Here is a 23,429-nt window from a genome sequence, read left to right as displayed (position 1 = left end):
CACGGGTAAAAAGTTGATGTTCACAAATTGAAGCGGGTCACACTTTATCGTTTGGATTAAGGGCCTCTGTCAACCGTTGTTGCAACGTGTGACGCATTTCCTCGTCCAGTGCCTTGCGTTCGCTATTCGCTAAAATGAACAAATCCTCGACTCGCTCCCCGATGGTGCTGATACGTGCGCCATGCAGAGAGACGCCAAGATCGGCAAACACTTCGCCCACGCGTGCCAGTAACCCCGGCTGATCCAGGGCCACCAGCTCCAGATAACTGCGGCGATCGGTGTGCGTTGGCAGGAAATTCACCTCGGTATCCACGTTAAAGTGTTTCAGCCTGGCGGCCTGGCGACGGGTCCGCGGTGGCACCCATTCTGACTGGGTAATCGCCTGTTCCAGCGCCTGAATGATCAGCGCATGACGATCGGGCGACAGCGGGCTGCCATCCGGCTCCAGCACGATGAACGTGTCCATCGCCATGCCATCGCGGCTGGTAAAAATTTGCGCATCATGCACGCTGAGATTGCGACGATCCAGTTCGCCTGCCACGGCGGCAAACAGGTGTGGACGATCCGGACTCCAGATAAAAATTTCGGTGCCGCCGCGCGTCGCCTGCGGGCTGACCAGCACCAGCGGGTGATTAAGATCGTGCACCAGTAAATGACGGGCATGCCAGGCGATCTGATTGGGCGTATGGCGCAGGAAGTAGTCGGCGCGACAACGGTTCCAGATATGGTGTAAGCGCTCTTCATCAATGTTGTCCATGCGCAGCAGTGCCAGTGCCTGCAGACGGTGATGGCGCACGCGCTCGCGCAGATCCGGGCTGTTCTCCATACCGCGGCGTAGCTGTTTTTCAGTAGCAAAGAACAGTTCACGCAGCAGACTTTGTTTCCAGCTGTTCCATAAGCTCTCATTGGTGGCGCAGATGTCAGCGACCGTCAGGCACACCAGATAACGCAGTCGGTTTTCGTTCTGCATGACCTCGGCGAACTGCTGAATCACCGTGGGGTCCTGAATGTCGCGGCGCTGCGCCGTCACGGACATTAACAGATGATGGCGCACCAGCCAGGCGACAAGTTGCGTTTCACGCGAGTTAAGGCCGTGCATCTCGGCGAACGCCAGCGCGTCCTCGGCACCAAGAACAGAGTGATCGCCGTTACGTCCTTTCGCGATGTCGTGCAGCAGCGCCGCCATGAGCAGTAATTCCTGCTGGGGCAGGCGCGGCCACAGCTCAACGCATAAAGGATGCTGTGGACGCGTCGCTTCGTTGGCAAAACTCTCCAGCTTCTGTAACACCCGGATAGTGTGCTCATCGACGGTGTAAGCGTGGAACAGGTCAAATTGCATCTGTCCGACGATCTGGCCCCAGAGCGGCGTATAAGCCCAGAGCACACTGTGGCGATGCATGGGCACCAGGGCGCGACTGACCGCACCGGGATGACGCAGGATCGACATAAATAAGCGCCGTGCTTCGGGCAACTGGCACAGCGGCTGCTTGAGGTGACGGCGAGTATGACGCAGGCGGCGCAGCGTGGTGGAGTAGATGCCTTTGATATTTTGATTGCGCACCATGACGTAGAACATGCGCATAATCGCCTGGGGCTCGCGGTCAAACAGGGTTTCATCACGCAGATCGATCAGGTTGCCCCGAAGCTGAAAATCATCATCAATGGCACAGGGTTTTTCGTTAGTGGAGAGCGCCAGAATGGCTTCATCGAACAACTGCAACAGCATCTGGTTCAGTTCGCTGATACGACGCGTGACGCGATAAAAATCCTTCATCATGCGCTCGACCGGTTCGTTGCCTTCGCCTTGATAATTAAGGCGCTGAGCAACGCTCAGTTGGCGATCAAACAGCAGGCGGTTATCGTAACGCGGCAGAGACAAATGCAACGCGAAACGAATCCGCCAAAGAAACGACTGGCACTCGTTCAGTTCGCTGCGTTCGGCTTCGGTCAGAAAGCCAAATCCCACCATTTCGTCAAGTGTTGTGGCACCAAAGTGACGCCGTGCAACCCACTGCAACGTATGAATATCGCGTAATCCGCCGGGACTGCTTTTAATATCCGGTTCCAGGTTGTAGCTGGTGCCGTGATAGCGCTTATGGCGTTCTTGCTGTTCGTCTATTTTGGCGGCGAAAAAGCGAGATGATGGCCAGAAGCCATCGCTGAAGACATTTTTTTGCAGTTCAAGAAACAGGGCGACATCGCCGGTCAGCATCCGCGCTTCAATCAAATTGGTTGCCACCGTCAGGTCGGATAAACCTTCCAGCAGGCACTCTTCCAGGCTGCGTACGCTGTGGCCCACTTCCAGCTTGAGATCCCACATCAGCGTCAGCAGTGCGCTGGCACTCTGGGCGGCCGCTTCATTCAGCGGCTGACGACTGAGAATTAAGACGTCAATGTCGGAGAGCGGATGAAGCTCACCCCGGCCATAGCCTCCTACGGCGACAAGGGCGATGGATTTCATACTGTCGAAGCCAAAAAAACGCCATAAACGACGTAAGAGGCGATCGATATACAGGGTTCGGGCATAAACCAGACTTTCGACAGCCTCACCACTGTCAAAGGCCGCCGCCAGGTGCTGCTGGAAGCCCTCAAGGCGCTGCTTGATTATTTCACGTGTTAGCTGATCGTCCTGCCACTCGCCAGGCGAATCTTTCAGGCCGTTTTTTACTTCTTGCGACAGGCTCATGCAACGCTCTCATCGTTAACCATAAAAAAACCGGCATAGCGCCGGCTTTTTCATCAGTGGTGGAATTAATCCTGGTTAACTAACACCGCGGGAAGGGTGTCGTCTTTGCGCAGGGTTAAAATCTCACAGCCGTTATCCGTCACCACAATAGTATGCTCATACTGCGCCGACAAGCTGCGATCTTTGGTTTTCACCGTCCAGCCATCTTTCATAGTACGAATGCGATAGTCACCGGCATTCACCATCGGCTCTACGGTAAAGGTCATGCCCGCCTGCAGGATAACCCCGCTGTCATCGGCATCGTAGTGCAGCACCTGTGGCTCTTCATGGAAACCTTTGCCAATGCCGTGACCGCAATATTCACGCACCACCGAGAAGTCATTCGCTTCGACATATTTTTGGATAGCGCGGCCTAACTCACGCAGGCGAATACCCGGTTTTACCAGGCGTAAGGACAAATAAAGGCTTTCCTGCGTCACACGACACAGGCGCTCACCCTGGATAGTGGGTTTGCCGACAATAAACATTTTCGACGTATCGCCGTGGTACTCGTCTTTAATGACGGTCACGTCGATATTCACGATGTCGCCATCTTTTAACGGGCGATCGTCACTGGGAATACCGTGACAAACCACTTCATTCACAGAGATACAGACGGATTTGGGAAAACCGTGGTAACCCAGGCAAGCGGATATGGCCTGTTGCTGCTGCGTAATGTGTTCATGGCAGAGCCGGTCCAGTTCACCGGTGGTCACGCCGGGCTGCACATGCGGTTCGATCATTTCAAGCACTTCGGCGGCCAGGCGGCCTGCGACGCGCATTTTTTCGATTTCTTCGGGGGTTTTAATTGTGATTGCCATTAAATTATTCCGCTGCTGCTGAAATTTTCAGCAATAATGAAAGCTGTGCTCTCATGTTAACAGCAAGCCAAAAGGGCTGCCAAACAGAGAACGCTTCGCGGCCAGTTAGCGAACATTTATTGGCGTCCAAAGCGTGATTATGGTATAAAGCGCGCCGACGATTCTCTGTATGGCCGTTAAGGTCAGCGGGAAACGCAACAATCTCACTATGTGTAAATAAAACACACATGTATCGACACATACGCCGGGGTGCCTTGAAAGAGGTCGGTTGTATGGGATACATGGAGGCCCAACCCCAATTAAACTAGAGGTAGTAATCATGGCAACTGTTTCCATGCGCGATATGCTCAAGGCTGGTGTTCACTTCGGTCACCAGACCCGTTACTGGTGTCCAAAAATGAAGCCATTCATTTTTGGTGCGCGTAACAAAGTTCACATCATCAACCTTGAAAAAACGGTACCAATGTTCAACGACGCTCTGGCTGAGTTGACCAAAATCTCTTCCCGTAAAGGTAAGATTCTGTTCGTTGGTACTAAGCGCGCTGCTGCCGAAGCGATCAAAGAGTCTGCACTGAGCTGCGACCAGTTCTTCGTAAACCACCGCTGGTTGGGTGGCATGCTGACCAACTGGAAAACCGTTCGTCAGTCTATCAAACGTCTGAAAGAGCTTGAGACTCAGTCTCAGGACGGCACTTTCGACAAACTGACCAAGAAAGAAGCGCTGATGCGCGCTCGTGAGCTGGCCAAGCTGGAAAACAGCCTGGGCGGTATCAAAGACATGGGCGGTTTGCCGGATGCACTGTTTGTTGTCGATGCTGACCACGAACACATCGCAATCAAAGAAGCAAACAACCTGGGTATCCCAGTATTTGCTATCGTTGATACTAACTCCGATCCAGATGGCGTTGATTACGTTATCCCAGGTAACGACGATGCGATCCGTGCTATCAACCTGTACCTGACTGCCGTTGCGACCACCGTTCGCGAAGGCCGCTCTCAGGATCTGGCTGAGCAGGCTGAAGAAGCGTCTTTAGAAAACGCTTAATTAAGGTTTGCTCTGCATAAGAGCCCTTAGCATTCAGATGTGATCTGTAAGGGGCCAAACTTGGCCCCTTTATTTTATCCAAGTCTGTTACGCCCCTGTTCAGGTCGGCGGGACAGAGTAAATTTTCCGCAAATAAGTACCTTCTGACGCACTTGTGCTCAGGTACGAACCGAGGATTCTGGAATGGCTGAAATTACCGCTGCATTGGTAAAAGAACTGCGTGAGCGTACTGGCGCAGGCATGATGGACTGCAAAAAAGCGCTGACTGAAGCGAGCGGCGACATCGAGCTGGCGATTGAAAACATGCGTAAGTCTGGCGCAATTAAAGCAGCGAAAAAAGCGGGTAACGTTGCTGCTGATGGCGTAATCAAAACCAAAATCGTTGGTAACTACGGTGTGATTCTGGAAGTTAACTGCCAGACTGACTTCGTTGCAAAAGACGGCGGTTTCCAGGCGTTTGCTGACAAAGTTCTTGACGCTGCTGCGGCTGACCGCATCACCGACGTTGACGTTCTGAAAGCACAGTTCGAAGAAGAGCGTGTTGCCCTGGTAGCTAAAATCGGCGAGAACATCAACATTCGTCGCGTTGCACTGCTGGAAGGCGAAGAACTGGGCAGCTACCTGCACGGCGCACGTATCGGCGTTCTGGTTTCTGCCAAAGGCGCTAACGACGATCTGATCAAACAGATCGCCATGCACGTTGCGGCAAGCAAACCTGAGTTTGTTAAGCCAGAAGACGTTTCTGCAGACGTCGTTGATAAAGAATACCAGGTTCAGCTGGACATCGCGATGCAGTCTGGCAAGCCAAAAGAGATCGCTGAGAAGATGGTTGAAGGCCGTATGAAGAAATTCACCGGCGAAGTCTCTCTGACAGGTCAGGCATTCGTTATCGACCCAAGCAAAACCGTTGGCCAGGCGCTGAAAGAGCAGGGCGCTGACGTGATTAACTTCATCCGCTTTGAAGTGGGCGAAGGCATCGAAAAAGTTGAGACTGATTTTGCTGCTGAAGTTGCAGCAATGTCCAAACAGTCTTAATGATCTGAAAGAACCGCCAGATGGCGGTTCTTTTTTGTCTGCCTCAGGCAAAAGATACGTTTTCAGTTTCATCCCAATAGCAATTCTTTTGCTCTAAGCGGATGATTGATCGGAATTACTTCTCATTCATCATATCTTCCAGGAAGAATTGACCATGGCGACCAACGCAAAACCTGTTTATCAACGTATCCTGCTCAAACTCAGCGGCGAAGCACTCCAGGGTGCAGAGGGTTTTGGTATCGACGCGAGCGTGCTTGACCGCATGGCTCAGGAAGTCAAAGAGCTGGTCGAGCTGGGTATCCAGGTGGGCGTTGTGATTGGCGGCGGTAACCTGTTCCGTGGCGCCGGTCTGGCACAGGCAGGCATGAACCGTGTTGTGGGCGACCATATGGGGATGCTTGCGACGGTAATGAACGGCCTGGCGATGCGTGATGCACTGCACCGCGCGTACGTGAACGCCCGTCTGATGTCCGCCATTCCCCTGAATGGCGTTTGTGACAACTACAGTTGGGCAGAAGCCATCAGCCTGTTACGTAACAACCGCGTTGTCATCTTTTCTGCGGGTACCGGCAACCCGTTCTTTACGACGGATTCCGCTGCCTGTTTGCGTGGCATTGAAATCGAAGCGGATGTGGTGCTGAAAGCCACCAAAGTTGACGGTGTTTACTCGGCCGACCCCGTGAAGCAGCCCGATGCAACCCTGTACGAAAAACTGACTTATGCGGAAGTGCTGGATCAAGAGCTTAAAGTGATGGATCTCGCCGCGTTTACGCTGGCGCGCGATCACAAACTGCCAATCCGCGTTTTCAACATGAACAAGCCTGGCGCATTGCGTCGCGTAGTGATGGGTGAAAAAGAAGGTACCCTGATTACGCATTAATACCCGAGGCGAGATAAAATAAGGTATATTCTGTCAGTGCGGTATTGTTTAACCGTGCACCAGTCAGGATTATCGATGATTATCGATCCCGCTTCCGGTGATGCCGGAACTGGCCAGGTCAAACCGAATCCAAGGGTTTTAACGTGATTAACGACATTAAAAAAGATGCTGACACGCGCATGGACAAATGCGTCGAAGCATTCAAAACCACTATCAGCAAGGTACGCACAGGTCGTGCTTCACCTTCACTGCTCGACGGCATTATCGTTGAATATTACGGCACGCCGACGCCACTGCGTCAGCTGGCTTCCGTCACCGTTGAAGACTCCCGTACGCTGAAAATCAACGTGTTTGATCGCTCTCTCGGCCCGGCCGTAGAAAAAGCGATTATGGCATCCGATCTTGGACTTAACCCGAACTCAGCGGGTGCGGACATTCGTGTTCCACTGCCTGCGCTGACGGAAGAGCGTCGTAAAGATCTGATTAAAATCGTACGCGGTGAAGCGGAGCAGGGACGTGTATCCGTACGTAACGTCCGTCGCGACGCCAACGATAAAATCAAAGCGTTGCTGAAAGATAAAGAAATCAGCGAAGACGACGAACGTCGTGCGCAGGACGAAATCCAGAAAATGACCGATGTGCACATCAAGAAAGTTGATGCGGCATTGGCCGAAAAAGAAACGGAGTTGATGGACTTCTGATTCCATCATCACCGATTAAAACGCCGTACAGAGAGGCCTTCTGACAGAAGGCCACCTCTGGCGGCGTTTTACATTGTGCCCCACGTTTTACCTTTACATGGACAGCATTATGAAGCGATTAACTCTGCTCGGTTCTACCGGTTCGGTAGGCACCAGTACGCTGGCAGTGGTCAGTGCCAATCCCACGCTTTACCAGGTCACGGCGCTGGTGGCGGGTAAAAATGTGGCTCTAATGGCGGAGCAGTGCGTGCAGTTCCAACCGCGCTATGCGGCAATGGCAGATGAAGAGTCCGCCGCCGCGCTACGTGAGCGACTGAGAGCATTAAAGATCAACACTGAAGTGCTCTCCGGCGTTCAGGCAGCCTGTGAACTGGCAGCATTAGATGACGTTGACCAGGTGATGGCGGCGATTGTGGGTGCCTCAGGGTTATTACCGACATTGGCAGCGATTCGCGCGGGTAAAACCGTCTTGCTGGCTAACAAAGAATCACTGGTGACCTGCGGCCGTTTATTTATGGAGGCGGTGCGCCAGCACAATGCCCAGCTGTTGCCGGTAGACAGCGAGCACAATGCGATTTTTCAGAGTTTGCCCGCTACCATCCAGCATCAGTTAGGTTACGCTGACCTGCAGAATAACGGCATTGAGTCGATTATTCTTACGGGATCGGGTGGCCCTTTTCGTGACACAAATTTAGCGGATCTGAGCAGCATGTCGCCAGATCAGGCCTGTGCACATCCGAACTGGTCAATGGGGCGTAAAATCTCTGTTGATTCGGCCACCATGATGAATAAAGGTCTTGAATACATTGAAGCTCGTTGGCTGTTTAATGCCAGCGCAGCGCAGATGGAAGTGATTTTGCACCCACAATCGGTGATCCACTCCATGGTGCGTTACTGCGATGGCAGCGTGCTGGCACAGTTAGGTTCGCCTGACATGCGAACACCTATCGCCCACAGTATGGCCTGGCCAGCGCGAATTCACGCTGGGGTCACACCGCTGGACTTTACCCGCATGTCGGCACTGACGTTCTCAGAACCTGATTTTGGCCGTTATCCCTGTCTGAAACTGGCGATTGATGCCTGCGAAGCCGGACAGGCGGCGACCACCACGCTCAATGCGGCCAATGAGATAGCCGTGGCGGCTTTCCTGAATCAGCGAATTCGCTTTACGGATATTGCGGCGTTAAACAGTGCGGTGCTGTCAGCCCAGCAGTGTCAGGAACCGGACTCTGTAGACGCTGTCATCGAAATTGATCGTATCGCGCGGGCGGCGGCGACAGAAATGTTGCCACGTTACACGGTATAACAACGATTGCGTTGAGGCTATTTGTTCGCTTCAGGTGAAAATGTTATAGTCGCTGGCTCGCGTTTAACGGTCTGTCACCAAATTCGGTGTGGCCTGGCAGACAATGTCGGGATTTGTACCGGGCGCAATGTATTCAGAAACCACAGCATTTCTGATGAAAGGAATTGATTACGCGTTATGTCGTCTGAAAATCACAACAACACCGATGACCAACAGGGAACCGGTCCACGCCACGTCGCTATCATCATGGATGGCAACGGCCGCTGGGCTAAGAACCAGGGAAAACTGCGTATCTCCGGTCACAAAGCTGGCGTGAAATCAGTGCGCCGCGCCGTAAGCTTTGCCGTCAGCAATAATCTGGAAGCGTTAACGCTTTACGCCTTTAGTAGCGAAAACTGGAGCCGTCCAGCGCAGGAAGTGACTGCCTTGATGGAACTGTTTGTCTGGGCGCTGGATAGCGAAGTGAAAAGCCTGCACAAGCACAATGTCCGCTTACGCATCATTGGTGATATCAGCCGTTTCAGCCCGCGTATTCAGGAACGTGTCCGTCGTGCAGAAGCACTGACGGAGAATAACGATCGGCTGACGCTGAACATTGCTGCTAACTATGGCGGGCGTTGGGATATTATCGAAGGCGTTAAAAAGTTGGCTGAGCAGGTTCAGGAAGGCTTGTTACGCCCTGACCAGATAACCGAAGAGAGTCTGACGTCTCAACTGTGTATGAACCAGTTAGCGCCAGTGGATTTAGTGATAAGGACCGGGGGAGAGCATCGGATTAGCAACTTCCTGTTGTGGCAAATTGCCTATGCGGAATTCTATTTTACTGATGTGCTTTGGCCGGATTTTGATGAACACGTTTTTGAAGGTGCACTGAATGCATTCTCTCTGCGGGAGCGACGCTTTGGCGGCGCTGCACCAGGCGGCGCCTGAGCAATCTGGGGGTAACCTTTGCTGAAGTCTCGTCTGATCACCGCGCTGATTCTTATCCCGCTGGTGATCGCTGCATTGTTCTGGTTACCGCCTGTTGGCTTTGCAATTATTACGATCATTATCTGCATGCTTGCCGCCTGGGAATGGGGGCAGCTGTCTGGTATGGCATCTCGTCAGCAACGTGTCTGGCTGGCACTGATATGCGGTCTGGTACTGACGCTGATGCTGTTGACCCTTCCTCCTTACGAACATAATGCGCATCTGCCGCAGGTGGCTGTCTGGCTGTGGGCCTCGCTGGCCTGGTGGATCGGTGCGTTACTACTGGTTCTGTTTTATCCTGCCTCTGCCGCAATATGGCGTCGCTCCCGGCCATTGCGCCTGTTGTTTGGCGCGCTAACGGTTATCCCTTTCTTCTGGGGCATGATGGCGCTCCGTCAATATCATTACGAAGCCGATCACTTTGCCGGTGCATGGTGGCTGCTGTTTGTCATGTTTCTGGTATGGGGCGCCGATTCGGGTGCCTATATGTTTGGCAAACTGTTTGGCAAACACAAACTGGCGCCAAAAGTCTCCCCGGGCAAAACATGGGAAGGCTTTCTGGGTGGACTGGTTTCTTCCGCGTTGATTGCGGTGCTGTTTGCCAGTTTTGCGCCGCTTTCCGTTCCTACCGGCACACTGGTGATATGTGCTGTGATATCGACCCTTGCATCGGTACTGGGCGATCTCACTGAAAGCATGTTTAAACGCGAGGCCGGCATCAAAGACAGCGGCAACCTGATTCCGGGACATGGCGGTATTCTTGACCGCATCGACAGCCTGACAGCAGCAGTGCCGGTATTTGCCTGTTTATTGCTGTTGGTGTTTCAGACACTCTAAGGGCAAACAACGATGTTAAGCGTAATCTGGAGTTTTGCCGCATTTATCGTTGCACTGGGCGTACTCATCACCGTGCATGAATTTGGTCACTTTTGGGTGGCGCGGCGTTGCGGTGTGAAAGTAGAGCGCTTTTCGATCGGGTTTGGCAAAGCGTTATGGCAACGACGCGACCGTCACGGTACCGAATTTGTCATCGCCCTTATTCCTCTTGGCGGTTACGTCAAAATGCTGGATGAGCGGGTTGAAAGCGTGCCCGCTGAGCTTCGGCATCAGGCATTTAACAATAAAGCCATCTGGCAGCGCGCTTCGATTATTGCTGCGGGCCCGATTGCCAACTTCCTGTTCGCTATCTTTGCCTATTGGGTTGTGTTTATCCATGGCGTGCCCGGTATAAAACCGGTTGTTGGTGAAATTCTGAACGGTTCGGTGGCGGCAGAAGCGCAAATTACACCCGGTACGGAACTTAAGGCCGTTGACGGTATCGAAACGCCTGATTGGGAAGCTGTCCGCATGGCGCTCATCGGTAAAATCGGTGATGCCAGCACCACGCTAACGGTGAGCCAGTTTGGCGAGCAGGGGACGCAGCAGAAGCAGGTCGATTTGCGCAACTGGCAGTTCGAGCCTGATAAGCAGGACCCGGTCGTGGCGCTGGGGATTCGTCCTCGTGGGCCGCAGATTGAAACGACCCTGGCTGAAGTGCAAAAGAATTCGCCAGCCAGTGAAGCCGGTTTGCAAGCTGGCGACAGGATCGTTAAAGTCGATGGTCAGTTATTAACGCAATGGCAGCTTTTTGCCACTCAGGTTCGGGATAACCCTGGAAAAAGCATCGCTCTTGAGGTCGATCGTAACGGTGAAGCGGTGCAGTTAACCCTGACGCCGGAAGCGAAGCCTGGGAATACAGCGCAAGGATTCGCAGGGGTGATCCCCCGCGTTGTGCCATTGCCAGACGAGTACAAAACGGTAAGACAATATGGTGCGTTTTCAGCCATTGGTGAAGCCAGTGTAAAAACCTGGCAATTAATGAAGCTGACCGTTTCCATGTTGGGCAAGTTAATAACCGGTGATGTGAAGTTGAACAACCTGAGCGGCCCGATTTCGATTGCGCAAGGTGCAGGTTTGTCAGCTGAGTACGGAATGATTTACTACCTGATGTTCCTGGCGTTGATTAGCGTCAACTTAGGAATTATCAACCTGTTCCCGCTACCGGTTTTAGATGGTGGGCACTTGCTCTTCCTTGCGATCGAAAAGATTAAAGGTGGACCGGTGTCCGAGCGAGTTCAAGACTTTAGTTACCGCATCGGTTCAATACTGCTGGTGATGTTAATGGGGCTTGCACTTTTCAATGATTTCTCACGTTTGTAACCGCTGGAACGCGAGCTTGCGTGGGATGTGTTAGGAAAACGCATAATAACGATGGCGATGAAAAAGTTGCTCATAGCGTCGCTGCTGTTTAGCAGCGCCACCGTTTACGGTGCAGACGATTTCGTGGTGAAGGACATTCATTTCGAAGGGCTGCAGCGAGTCGCCGTTGGCGCGGCTCTGCTGAGCATGCCAGTTCGGGTTGGCGATACGGTGAATGACGATGACGTCAGAAATACCATTCGCTCCCTGTTCGCAACTGGCAACTTTGAGGATGTTCAGGTCCTGCGAGATGGTAATACGCTGATTGTTCAGGTCAAAGAACGTCCCACCATCGCCAGCATTACCTTTAGCGGTAACAAAGCGGTTAAAGACGATCAGCTCAAACAAAACCTTGAAGCCTCAGGCGTGCGTGTCGGCGAAGCGCTGGACCGCACCACCATCTCTTCTATCGAGAAGGGACTGGAGGACTTCTACTACAGCGTGGGCAAATATACCGCCAGCGTTAAAGCCGTGGTCACGCCGCTGCCGCGTAACCGCGTCGATTTGAAACTGGTGTTTACCGAAGGTGTTTCTGCAAAGATTCAGCAGATCAACATTGTAGGTAACAAAGCGTTTAGCTCAGATGAGTTGATTTCTCGCTTCCAGTTGCGCGACGAAGTGCCGTGGTGGAACGTCGTGGGTGACCGTAAATACCAGAAGCAGAAACTGGCGGGTGACCTTGAAACCCTGCGCAGCTTCTATCTGGATCGCGGTTATGCCCGTTTCAACATCGATTCGACGCAGGTCAGCCTGACGCCGGACAAGAAAGGCATCTACATCACCGTTAACATTAACGAAGGCGATCAGTACAAGATTGCTGGCGTTATCGTCAACGGCAGCATGGCGGGCCATTCGGCTGAAATCGAACATCTGACAAAAATACCGGCGGGCGAGCTGTATAACGGCACGAAAGTCACGTCGATGGAAGATGATATCAAGAAGCTGCTGGGCCGCTATGGCTACGCTTATCCCCGCGTTGTGACGCAGCCTGAAATCAACGATGCCGATAAAACCGTTAAGCTGCATATCAACGTCGATGCGGGCAACCGTTACTACGTGCGTAAAGTGCGCTTCGAAGGTAATGACACATCGAAAGATGCCGTCTTACGTCGTGAAATGCGCCAGATGGAAGGTGCCTGGCTGGGCAGCGACCTGGTCGATCAGGGCAAAGAGCGTCTGAACCGTACGGGTTATTTCGAAACCGTTGATGTCGATACGCAGCGTGTACCAGGTTCACCTGACCAGGTTGACGTGGTGTATAAAGTCAAAGAGCGTAACACCGGTACCTTTAACTTTGGTGTGGGCTACGGTACGGAAAGTGGCGTCAGCTTCCAGGTCGGCGTAACTCAGGATAACTGGCTCGGTACCGGTAATACGGTAGGTATCAGCGGGACCAAAAACGATTATCAGACCTATGCAGAATTCTCTCTGACCGATCCTTACTTCACCGTTGACGGTGTGAGTCTGGGCGGCCGGGTGTTCTACAACAACTTTAAAGCCAGTAACGCGGATCTCTCCGGCTATACCAACAGAAGTTATGGTACAGACGGGACATTGGGCTTCCCAATCAATGAGAACAACTCGCTGCGCGTCGGTCTGGGCTATGTCCATAACGACCTGTCAGACATGCGTCCGCAGGTTGCGATGTGGCGCTATCTCGACTCGGTTGGTAAGCCACAGCAGTTGAACAGCAATGGTGACTTCTCGGCTGATGACTTCACCTTTAACTATGGCTGGACATACAACACGCTGGACCGTGGTTTCTTTGCCACCTCAGGTAACCGTACTAACCTGAACGGCAAGGTCACGATTCCGGGTTCTGACAACCAGTTCTACAAAATGACCTTAGACAGTCAGCAGTATGTTCCCATCAATAAAGATCATACCTGGGTTGTCTTAGGCCGTGGTCGTGTTGGTTATGGCGATGGACTCAGCGGTAAAGAGATGCCGTTCTATGAGAACTTCTATGCCGGTGGCTCCAGTACCGTGCGTGGCTTCCAGTCCAACACCATTGGTCCTAAAGCGGCTTACCTGAACGATGGCTCTTCATTCTGTAACCTGAGCGATCCGAACGGTATTTGTAAGTCGAGTGATGCCATCGGTGGTAACGCCATGGCGATTGCCAGCCTCGAGCTGATCACGCCGACCCCGTTCCTGAGTGAGAAATATGCTAACTCAGTTCGTACCTCGCTGTTTGTCGATGCAGGTACGGTCTGGGATACCAAATGGCAGAACACGGCGGAAACGCGTGCTGCTGGCATTCCTGACTACAGCGATCCGAACAATATTCGCGTTTCGACCGGTGTATCTTTACAGTGGATGTCGCCGCTGGGGCCGTTGGTATTCTCTTACGCCCAGCCGATCAAGAAAGTTGATGGAGATAAGTCAGAGCAGTTCCAGTTTAACATTGGTAAAACCTGGTAATGCTCTACACAGGGATGTGAAAAAATTAGCTTGCAGGCGTGGCGCATTGCTATGCTCCACGCTGCAAACATACATGTTGAGGGTAAGGAGTTTATAGTGAAAAAGTTGTTATGTGCAGTTACTCTGGGTGTTGCATTGGCTGCTTCTGCTGGCGCACAGGCGGCGGACAAAGTCGCAACTGTTGATCTGAGCCAGGTTTTCCAGAAATCACCTCAGCGCGCGACCATCACCAAACAGCTCGAGAGTGAGTTCCAGGGCCGCGCGGCAGAACTCCGTTCTCAGCACGATAAAATCCAGCAGGAAATGCAGGATCTGCAGCGTAATGCGCCAACCATGAAAGCCAGCGAGCGCAGCAAGAAAGAGAAGCAGATCACCGCTGAGCGTGATGCATTCCAGGTGAAAGCGGATGCGTTCGAAAAAGACAACCAGACGCGTCAGGTTCAGGAACGTAACAAGTTACTGGAAAAAATCCAGACCGCTGTTCAGTCTGTTGCCAAAAGCGGCGGTTATGACCTGGTGCTGAATTCTCAGGCTGTCCTGTATTCGGGTTCCGATGTTAAAGACATCACCGATGATGTTGTAAAGCAGGTTAAATAATCGATGTCATCAATTCGACTGGCTGATTTAGCCCAGCAGTTGGATGCAGAATTGCACGGAGATGGCGATATCGTCATCTCCGGCATTGCTTCTATGCAATCCGCCACCTCTGGTCAAATCACATTTCTTGCCAACAGCCGTTACCGCGAGCAGCTCGCCCTGATTCAGGCATCAGCCGTGGTGCTGACGGAAGCGGATCTGGAGTGGTGTAAAACCGCTGCGCTGGTGGTCAAAGACCCTTATCTCACCTATGCGCGCATGGCGCAGTTGCTGGATACGACGCCGCAGCCGGCGCAGAATATTGCACCCAGCGCCGTAATCGATTCCAGCGCCAGACTCGGTGAAAATGTCTCTGTCGGTGCGAATGCCGTTATTGAGTCCGATGTTGAGCTCGGTGATAACGTTGTCATCGGCGCAGGCTGCTTCGTCGGCAAAAAAACCCGTATCGGCAAGGGCTCGCGTTTATGGGCTAACGTCTCGGTTTACCATGAGGTGCAGATTGGTCAGGATTGTCTGATTCAGTCCGGTACCGTCATTGGTTCGGATGGGTTTGGTTATGCTAACGATCGCGGCAACTGGGTGAAAATACCGCAGTTGGGCTCCGTGGTGATTGGCGATCGGGTAGAAATTGGTGCCTGTACCACCATCGATCGTGGCGCTCTGGATAACACTCTGATCGGCAATGGTGTTATCATAGACAACCAGTGTCAGATTGCTCACAACGTGGTTATTGGCGACAATACTGCGGTTGCTGGCGGTGTGATCATGGCGGGTAGTTTGAAAATTGGTCGTTATTGTATGATTGGCGGTGCCAGCGTCATCAATGGCCATATGGAAATCTGTGACAAAGTGACCGTAACCGGCATGGGCATGGTTATGCGTCCGATAACAGAACCTGGTGTATACTCCTCAGGGATTCCATTACAGCCCAACAAAACCTGGCGCAAAACTGCAGCGTTGGTGATGAATATCGATGAAATAAGCAAACGCTTAAAAGCAATCGAGCGGAAAGTCGGTAAAGACGACTAAACGCCATCCCATGACTGACCGGCTTTCATAATAACAGTGTTAAGCAGGGAAGCCAGGCGCCACGGAACCTATTTGCGGCCTGCCAACGATCATGATGATCGGTGCAGGCCGTGTTATTGATGTCATCAGATTTTTTAGGACAGGAAGAGTATTTTGACTACTGAAACTCATACTCTGCAAATTGAAGAGATTTTAGAGCTGCTGCCGCATCGTTATCCGTTTCTGCTGGTAGACCGCGTGCTGGATTTTGAAGCAAACAAATATCTGCGCGCCGTGAAGAACGTCTCCTTTAACGAACCGTTTTTCCAGGGACATTTCCCTGGTAAACCGATTTTTCCCGGCGTGCTGATTCTGGAAGCGATGGCTCAGGCCACCGGCATTCTGGCATTCAAAAGCGTAGGTAAACTGGAGCCAGGCGAGCTTTATTATTTTGCTGGCATTGATAATGCCCGTTTCAAGCGTCCGGTTGTACCGGGCGATCAAATGATCATGGAAGTGACCTTCGAGAAAACCCGTCGCGGTCTGACTCGCTTTACTGGCGTAGCGACTGTCGATGGTAAAATCGTCTGTGAAGCGACCATGATGTGTGCCCGTAGCCGGGAGGCATAATTCGTGATTGATCCAACCGCCAACATCCATCCCAGTTCAGTGATCGAAGATGGGGCAATTATTGGCCCCGGCGTGCATATTGGCCCTTTCTGTTTTATTGGGGCAAATGTCGAGATTGGTGAGGGAACCGTACTCAAGTCACACGTGGTCGTGAATGGCCATACGCGTATCGGCAAAGACAATCAGATCTATCAGTTCGCATCGATTGGCGAAGTGAATCAGGATTTGAAATACGCGGGTGAACCTACCCGGGTTGATATTGGCGACCGTAATCGCATCCGTGAAAGCGTGACGATTCATCGCGGTACGGCGCAGGGTATTAACACTACGACCATTGGTAGCGATAACCTGTTTATGGTGAATGCCCATATCGCCCATGACTGCGTGGTGGGTAACCGCTGTATTTTTGCCAATAACGCGACCCTGGGTGGGCATGTCACTGTGGATGATTTTGCTATCATTGGCGGCATGACGGCGGTGCATCAGTGGTGCACTATTGGTTCACATGTCATGATCGGCGGTTGTTCAGGCGTTGTTCAGGATGTCCCTCCGTATGTGATTGCGCAAGGCAACCATGCCACGCCATTCGGTATCAACATTGAAGGCCTGAAGCGCCGTGGCTTCAGCAAAGAAGCACTGCACGCTATCCGCAACGCCTACAAGTTACTTTATCGCAGCGGCAGAACGCTGGATGAAGTCAAACCGGAAATCGAGGCGATTGCTCAGCAGCACAGCGAAGTGCAGCCTTTCTTTGATTTCTTTGCCCGCTCAACACGTGGATTAATTCGCTAATTCATGTCAGCGCGTCCCCTTACGATAGCCCTGGTCGCCGGAGAAACCTCTGGCGACATTCTTGGCGCAGGCCTGATTCGGGCTTTAAAAGCCCGTCATCCTGATGCCCGCTTTGTCGGTGTCGCTGGCCCGTTGATGCAGGCCGAAGGCTGTGAAGCCTGGTACGAGATGGAAGAACTGGCGGTAATGGGCATTGTTGAGGTGCTGGGGCGGTTACGGCGTTTATTGACGATTCGCCGCGATTTGACCCAGCGCTTTATCTCGCTCAAACCTGACGTATTTGTTGGGATAGATGCGCCGGATTTTAACATCACGCTGGAAGGCAACCTCAAACGCGCAGGTATTCGCACCATTCATTACGTCAGTCCCTCTGTCTGGGCCTGGCGGCAAAAACGTGTGTTTAAAATTGGTCGCAACACCGATCTGGTGCTGGCGTTTCTGCCTTTTGAAAAAGCGTTTTACGACCGTTTTGACGTCCCCTGTCGCTTTATTGGACACACGATGGCCGATGCCATGCCGCTACAGCCCGATAAATCAGCGGCGCGCCGTCATCTGGGCATAGATGAGGATGCGCTCTGCCTTGCGTTGCTGCCGGGCAGTCGCGGTGCCGAAGTCGAAATGCTCAGTGCAGACTTCCTCAAAACGGCGCAACGACTGCGCCAACATTATCCGTCGCTGGAAATTGTTGTGCCCCTGGTTAACGCTAAGCGCCGCGAGCAGTTTGAAAAAATCAAAGCGGAGGTTGCGCCTGAGCTGCCAATGCATCTGCTGGATGGACAGGGACGGGAAGCGATGGTGGCCAGTGATGCTGCACTGCTGGCGTCTGGCACGGCCGCGCTTGAGTGCATGCTGGCAAAATGTCCGATGGTTGTCGGCTACCGCATGAAGCCGTTCACCTTCTGGCTGGCTAAGCGACTGGTCAAGACTGACTACGTTTCGTTGCCAAACCTGTTGGCCGGGCGTGAGTTGGTCAAAGAGCTGTTGCAGGATGAATGTCAGCCTGAAGCGCTGTCAGCCGCGCTGGACCCGTTGCTGCACGCCAGTAGCGAACGTGAAACGCTGCTGCATACTTTTTACGAACTGCATCAGCAGATTCGCTGGAACGCCGATGAACAAGCCGCAGATGCGGTGCTGGAGCTCGCCAATGGCTGATTTTATCTATCCTGCTGCCCGGTGCATTGCCGGTGTGGATGAAGTGGGCCGCGGGCCATTAGTGGGCGCGGTGGTGACCGCCGCCGTGATCCTCGATCCCGCCAACCCGATCCCCGGTCTGGCGGACTCCAAAAAACTGTCCGAAAAACGCCGCCTGGCGCTGTTTGATCAGATCAAAGAGAAAGCGCTCGCCTGGAGCCTGGGGCGCGCAGAGCCGGAAGAGATCGACCGTCTTAATATCCTGCATGCCACCATGCTGGCAATGCAGCGCGCGGTGGCTGGCTTGCCGCTCACGCCAGACTTTGTGCTGATTGATGGCAATCGCTGCCCGGCGTTACCGATGCCTTCTCTGGCCGTGGTAAAAGGGGATAGCCTGGTCGCCGAAATCAGTGCCGCGTCCATCATTGCCAAAGTCACGCGCGATCGCGAAATGGCAGAACTGGATTTGTTGTTTCCCCAGTATGGTTTCGCGCAACATAAAGGTTATCCTACGGCGTTACATAGGGAAAAGTTAACGCAGTACGGTGCGACACCTCATCATCGGCGCAGCTTTGCGCCTGTGCGCAATGCGCTGATTGATGCCGACGTGCTGGCGAGCAGCCTGACCACGCTGCGCTAATCCGACCTTGTTTTAACCGGAAACTGATATGGCCGAACCTCGTTTTATACATCTGCGCGTTCACAGCGACTATTCAATGGTCGACGGTCTGGCGAAAACCGGGCCGCTGGTTAAGAAAGCGGCTGCGCTGGGTATGCCAGCCATTGCGATTACCGACTTCACCAACCTTTGCGGTCTGGTGAAATTTTACGGTGGTGCGCATAGCGCAGGGGTTAAACCAATTATCGGGGCAGATTTTAACGTTGCCAGCGAGTTAATGGGCGATGAACTGACCCAGATTACCGTGCTGGCGACCAATAACACCGGCTATCAAAATCTGACGCTGCTGATCTCTCGTGCTTACCAACGGGGATACGGTATTGCCGGCCCCATTATCGATCGCGACTGGCTGGCTGAACTGCAGGAAGGACTGATTCTGCTGTCAGGCGGGCGACGCGGGGATGTGGGCCGTAGCCTGCTGCGCGGTAACAGTACCCTGGTTGCGGACTGCCTGGCTTTCTACCAGCAACACTTTGCCGATCGCTACTTCCTGGAGTTGATCCGTACCGGTCGTCCTGACGAAGAGAGCTACCTGCATGCGGCGGTTGAGCTGGCGATTGCAGAAGGAATCCCGGTTGTTGCCACTAACGAAGTCTGCTTCATCAATGAAGAAGATTTCGATGCCCATGAGATCCGGGTTGCCATTCATGATGGTTACACGCTCGACGATCCTAAGCGTCCGCGCAACTACAGCCCTCAGCAATATATGCGCAGTGAAGAAGAGATGTGTGAGTTGTTCGCAGACATCCCGGAAGCGCTGGAAAACAGCGTAGAGATTGCTAAGCGTTGTAATGTGACGGTACGACTGGGTGAGTACTTCCTGCCTCAGTTCCCTACCGGCGATATGACCACCGAAGACTTTCTGGTGGTGAAATCACGGGAAGGGCTGGAAGAGCGTCTGGCGATGCTGTTCCCTGACGAAGCCGAGCGCGCAGAGAAGCGTCCAGAATACGACGAGCGTCTTGACGTCGAGCTTAACGTCATCAACCAGATGGGTTTTCCGGGCTACTTCCTGATCGTGATGGAATTTATCCAGTGGTCCAAAGACAATGGCGTGCCGGTCGGTCCGGGACGGGGTTCAGGTGCGGGATCGTTGGTGGCCTATGCACTCAAGATCACCGATCTTGATCCGCTGGAGTTTGACCTGCTGTTCGAACGCTTCCTGAACCCGGAACGTGTCTCCATGCCCGACTTCGACGTCGATTTCTGCATGGAAAAACGCGACCAGGTAATTGAACACGTTGCCGACATGTACGGCCGCGAAGCCGTGTCCCAGATCATCACCTTCGGAACGATGGCGGCGAAAGCGGTGATTCGGGATGTCGGTCGCGTACTGGGCCATCCTTATGGTTTCGTCGATCGTATTTCAAAACTGGTGCCGCCCGATCCCGGCATGACGCTGGAAAAAGCCTTTGCTGCGGAACCGCAACTGCCGGAAATCTATGAGGCAGATGAAGAGGTCAAAGCGCTGATCGATATGGCGCGCAAGCTGGAAGGGGTAACGCGCAACGCCGGTAAACATGCGGGCGGTGTGGTTATCGCGCCAACGAAAATCACCGATTTTGCGCCGCTTTATTGTGATGAAAACGGACAGTATCCGGTTACGCAGTTCGATAAAAATGATGTGGAATATGCCGGTCTGGTGAAGTTCGACTTCCTGGGACTACGCACGCTCACCATTATTGACTGGGCGCTGAAGATGATTAACCCGCGCCGTGAAAAGCAGGGTCTGCCGCCGATTGATATCGCCACCATCCCGCTGGAAGACAAAAAGAGCTTTGATATGCTGCAGCGCGCGGAGACCACGGCGGTCTTCCAGCTTGAATCGCGCGGCATGAAAGATCTGATTAAGCGCCTGAAACCTGACTGCTTCGAAGATATGATCGCCCTGGTGGCGCTGTTCCGCCCTGGCCCGTTGCAGTCGGGCATGGTGGATAACTTTATCGACCGTAAGCATGGTCGTGAAGCCATCTCCTATCCAGATATCCAGTGGCAGCATGAAAGCCTGAAGCCGGTGCTTGAGCCAACCTATGGCATCATCCTTTACCAGGAACAGGTCATGCAGATCGCCCAGGTCCTGTCAGGCTATACGCTTGGCGGGGCGGATATGCTGCGACGCGCCATGGGTAAAAAGAAACCCGAAGAGATGGCTGAGCAGCGCTCAATATTTAAAGACGGCGCGGAAACGATGGGCATCGACGGTGAACTGTCGATGAAAATCTTCGATCTGGTAGAGAAATTTGCTGGATACGGTTTTAACAAATCGCACTCGGCTGCTTATGCGCTGGTGTCCTACCAAACGCTGTGGCTGAAAGCGCATTACCCGGCTGAGTTTATGGCGGCGGTAATGACGGCCGATATGGACAACACCGAAAAAGTGGTTGGCCTGGTGGACGAATGCTGGCGCATGGGGCTGAAGGTCTTGCCGCCGGATATCAACTCAGGGCTGTATCAGTTCCACGTGAACGATGAAGGCGAGATCGTTTACGGCATTGGCGCGATTAAAGGCGTGGGTGAAGGCCCGATCGAAGCGATCATTGATGCGCGTAATGAGGGTGGTTACTTCCGTGAACTGTTCGATCTGTGCGCGCGCACCGACACCAAAAAGATCAACCGTCGGGTTATGGAAAAGCTGATCATGTCCGGTGCCTTTGATCGTCTGGGTCCGCATCGTGCTGCCTTGATGAGTGCGCTGAACGATGCGCTGAAAGCGGCGGATCAACATGCGAAAGCCGAAGCCATCGGCCAGGCGGATATGTTTGGCGTGCTGGCCGACGAGCCTGAACAGGTCGAACAGTCTTATGCCAGCGTTACGCCCTGGCCAGAACAGGTGCAGTTGGATGGTGAGCGAGAAACCCTTGGGTTGTATCTTACCGGCCATCCCATTAACCAGTATTTAAAAGAAATTGAGCGTTACGTTGGCGGGATGCGTTTGAAAGATATGCATCCTACCGATCGTGGTAAGATTACCGTCGCGGCAGGTCTGGTGATTGCGGCGCGTGTAATGGTGACCAAACGCGGCAACCGAATTGGTATTTGTACACTTGACGATCGCTCTGGTCGTCTCGAAGTCATGTTATTTACCGATGCGTTAGATAAATACCAGCAACTGCTGGAGAAAGACCGTATCCTGATCGTTAGCGGACAGGTCAGCTTTGATGACTTCAGCGGTGGGCTTAAAATGACCGCCCGGGAAGTCATGGACATCGACGAAGCGCGCGAAAAATACGCGCGCGGACTTGCTATCTCGCTGACGGACAGGCAAATTGATGACCAGCTATTAAACCGACTCCGTCAGTCCCTGGAACCTCATCGTTCAGGGACAATTCCGGTGCATCTCTACTATCAGAGAGCCGACGCGCGAGCGAAGCTACGCTTTGGTGCAGCGTGGCGAATTTCGCCCAGCGATCGTTTACTCAACGATTTGCGGTCGTTAATTGGGTCGGAGCAGGTGGAACTGGAGTTTGACTAAAACAGGAACATTATGAGTCTTAATTACCTGGATTTTGAACAGCCAATTGCAGAACTGGAAGCGAAAATTGATTCGCTTACCTCGATTGGTCGTCAGGACGATAAACACGTCAATCTCGACGAAGAAGTGAAGCGACTGCGCGAGAAAAGCGTTGAGCTGACCCGTAAAATCTTCGCCGATTTGGGCGCATGGCAGATTGCGCAACTGGCACGTCATCCATTACGTCCTTATACCTTTGATTACGTGCGCAATGCCTTTGACGATTTCGATGAGCTGGCGGGTGACCGTGCTTATGCGGATGACAAAGCCATTGTGGGCGGGATTGCGCGACTCGATGGTCGCCCGGTCATGATCATTGGTCACCAGAAAGGACGTGAAACCAAAGAGAAGATTCGCCGTAATTTTGGTATGCCAGCACCAGAAGGCTATCGCAAAGCGCTGCGCCTGATGGAAATGGCTGAACGCTTTAAGATGCCTATCCTCACCTTTATCGATACGCCGGGTGCTTATCCCGGTGTCGGCGCGGAAGAGCGCGGTCAGTCTGAAGCGATTGCCCGTAATCTGCGGGAAATGTCAGGTCTGAAAGTGCCGGTGATTTGTACGGTCATCGGTGAAGGCGGTTCAGGTGGCGCGCTGGCGATTGGTGTTGGTGACAAAGTTAACATGCTCCAGTACAGCACGTATTCTGTCATCTCTCCGGAAGGCTGTGCCTCAATTCTGTGGAAAAGCGCCGATAAAGCGCCACTGGCTGCAGAAGCAATGGGCATTACCGCTCCGCGTCTGAAAGAGCTGAAGCTGATTGATTCGGTTATCCCTGAGCCACTGGGCGGTGCACATCGTCACCCGGTTGAAATGGCACAGTCGCTGAAAAAGCAACTGTTGGCCGATCTGGCCGATCTGGAAGGACTCAGCACCGAAGAACTGTTAGATCGCCGTTATCAACGGCTGATGAGCTACGGTTACGCCTGATTCAGCC

General features: G+C 53.0%; 19 protein-coding genes. 17 read left to right on the top strand and 2 right to left on the bottom strand.

From position 1 onward, the window contains the following. Window positions 1–37: 37 nt before the first annotated feature. Both glnD and map read right to left on the bottom strand, forming a co-directional pair. Complete coding sequence (gene glnD, locus QNH99_RS17665; RefSeq protein ID WP_145393647.1) at window positions 38–2,686, bottom strand: bifunctional uridylyltransferase/uridylyl-removing protein GlnD; 2,649 nt, start codon at window positions 2,684–2,686, stop codon at window positions 38–40. A 65-nt stretch (window positions 2,687–2,751) separates the two neighbouring features. Continuing rightward, on the bottom strand, window positions 2,752–3,546 hold the full coding sequence (gene map / locus QNH99_RS17660) for a type I methionyl aminopeptidase (protein ID WP_063878471.1): 795 nt from the start codon (window positions 3,544–3,546) through the stop codon (window positions 2,752–2,754). 319 nt (window positions 3,547–3,865) lie between these two features. Here map and rpsB point away from each other — a divergent pair, with 319 nt between their 5' ends. From rpsB to accA, 17 genes are all read left to right on the top strand, one after another. Then, window positions 3,866–4,591, top strand: coding sequence for a 30S ribosomal protein S2 (gene rpsB / locus QNH99_RS17655; protein ID WP_014592960.1), 726 nt, complete (start codon window positions 3,866–3,868; stop codon window positions 4,589–4,591). A gap of 183 nt (window positions 4,592–4,774) precedes the next feature. Further along, window positions 4,775–5,626, top strand: a complete 852-nt coding sequence (gene tsf, locus QNH99_RS17650; protein WP_063878472.1) for a translation elongation factor Ts — start codon at window positions 4,775–4,777, stop codon at window positions 5,624–5,626. 154 nt (window positions 5,627–5,780) lie between these two features. Next, window positions 5,781–6,506 (top strand): UMP kinase, encoded by a 726-nt coding sequence (gene pyrH / locus QNH99_RS17645; RefSeq protein WP_063878473.1) that lies wholly within the window; start codon window positions 5,781–5,783, stop codon window positions 6,504–6,506. A 143-nt stretch (window positions 6,507–6,649) separates the two neighbouring features. Further along, on the top strand, window positions 6,650–7,207 hold the full coding sequence (gene frr, locus QNH99_RS17640; RefSeq protein ID WP_063878474.1) for a ribosome recycling factor: 558 nt from the start codon (window positions 6,650–6,652) through the stop codon (window positions 7,205–7,207). Between the two features lie 109 nt (window positions 7,208–7,316). Then, a complete protein-coding gene (gene ispC / locus QNH99_RS17635) occupies window positions 7,317–8,513 on the top strand; it encodes a 1-deoxy-D-xylulose-5-phosphate reductoisomerase (RefSeq protein ID WP_109718262.1) in 1,197 nt (398 codons plus the stop codon). A 177-nt stretch (window positions 8,514–8,690) separates the two neighbouring features. Next, complete coding sequence (ispU, locus tag QNH99_RS17630; protein ID WP_013024690.1) at window positions 8,691–9,443, top strand: (2E,6E)-farnesyl-diphosphate-specific ditrans,polycis-undecaprenyl-diphosphate synthase; 753 nt, start codon at window positions 8,691–8,693, stop codon at window positions 9,441–9,443. An 18-nt stretch (window positions 9,444–9,461) separates the two neighbouring features. Next, window positions 9,462–10,319 carry a phosphatidate cytidylyltransferase gene (gene cdsA, locus QNH99_RS17625; RefSeq protein ID WP_096012104.1) on the top strand — a complete coding sequence of 286 codons (858 nt, stop codon included), beginning with the start codon at window positions 9,462–9,464 and terminating at the stop codon, window positions 10,317–10,319. 12 nt (window positions 10,320–10,331) lie between these two features. Beyond that, the gene (rseP, locus tag QNH99_RS17620; protein WP_096012105.1) at window positions 10,332–11,681 is read left to right on the top strand and encodes a sigma E protease regulator RseP; all 1,350 of its coding nucleotides are present in this window, start codon (window positions 10,332–10,334) and stop codon (window positions 11,679–11,681) included. 51 nt (window positions 11,682–11,732) lie between these two features. Continuing rightward, window positions 11,733–14,144 (top strand): outer membrane protein assembly factor BamA, encoded by a 2,412-nt coding sequence (gene bamA, locus QNH99_RS17615; RefSeq protein ID WP_109718251.1) that lies wholly within the window; start codon window positions 11,733–11,735, stop codon window positions 14,142–14,144. Window positions 14,145–14,240: 96 nt separating this feature from the next. Then, window positions 14,241–14,741 (top strand): OmpH family outer membrane protein, encoded by a 501-nt coding sequence (locus QNH99_RS17610; protein ID WP_063878479.1) that lies wholly within the window; start codon window positions 14,241–14,243, stop codon window positions 14,739–14,741. Between the two features lie 3 nt (window positions 14,742–14,744). Then, window positions 14,745–15,770, top strand: coding sequence for a UDP-3-O-(3-hydroxymyristoyl)glucosamine N-acyltransferase (gene lpxD / locus QNH99_RS17605; protein ID WP_063878480.1), 1,026 nt, complete (start codon window positions 14,745–14,747; stop codon window positions 15,768–15,770). 153 nt (window positions 15,771–15,923) lie between these two features. Continuing rightward, entirely contained in the window at window positions 15,924–16,379 is a 456-nt protein-coding gene (gene fabZ / locus QNH99_RS17600; protein WP_063878481.1) for a 3-hydroxyacyl-ACP dehydratase FabZ, read from the top strand. A gap of 3 nt (window positions 16,380–16,382) precedes the next feature. After that, complete coding sequence (gene lpxA, locus QNH99_RS17595) at window positions 16,383–17,171, top strand: acyl-ACP--UDP-N-acetylglucosamine O-acyltransferase (RefSeq protein WP_063878482.1); 789 nt, start codon at window positions 16,383–16,385, stop codon at window positions 17,169–17,171. A gap of 3 nt (window positions 17,172–17,174) precedes the next feature. After that, complete coding sequence (gene lpxB / locus QNH99_RS17590; protein ID WP_145393649.1) at window positions 17,175–18,323, top strand: lipid-A-disaccharide synthase; 1,149 nt, start codon at window positions 17,175–17,177, stop codon at window positions 18,321–18,323. After that, window positions 18,316–18,942: a ribonuclease HII gene (rnhB, locus tag QNH99_RS17585; RefSeq protein ID WP_096012109.1), complete on the top strand. Its 627-nt coding sequence runs from the start codon at window positions 18,316–18,318 to the stop codon at window positions 18,940–18,942. The genes lpxB and rnhB overlap by 8 nt, the downstream gene beginning before the upstream one ends. 28 nt (window positions 18,943–18,970) lie before the next feature. Further along, on the top strand, window positions 18,971–22,453 hold the full coding sequence (gene dnaE / locus QNH99_RS17580) for a DNA polymerase III subunit alpha (RefSeq protein WP_241568486.1): 3,483 nt from the start codon (window positions 18,971–18,973) through the stop codon (window positions 22,451–22,453). 12 nt (window positions 22,454–22,465) lie between these two features. After that, a complete protein-coding gene (accA, locus tag QNH99_RS17575; RefSeq protein ID WP_063878486.1) occupies window positions 22,466–23,422 on the top strand; it encodes an acetyl-CoA carboxylase carboxyl transferase subunit alpha in 957 nt (318 codons plus the stop codon). The last annotated feature ends 7 nt before the right edge of the window (window positions 23,423–23,429 follow it).

Origin of the sequence: Pantoea allii (assembly GCF_046529425.1) — a bacterium.
Taxonomy (GTDB): Bacteria; Pseudomonadota; Gammaproteobacteria; order Enterobacterales; family Enterobacteriaceae; genus Pantoea; species Pantoea allii.
The sequence above is the reverse complement of the archived record's forward strand: the minus strand, read 5'-3'. Positions and strand labels throughout refer to the sequence as shown.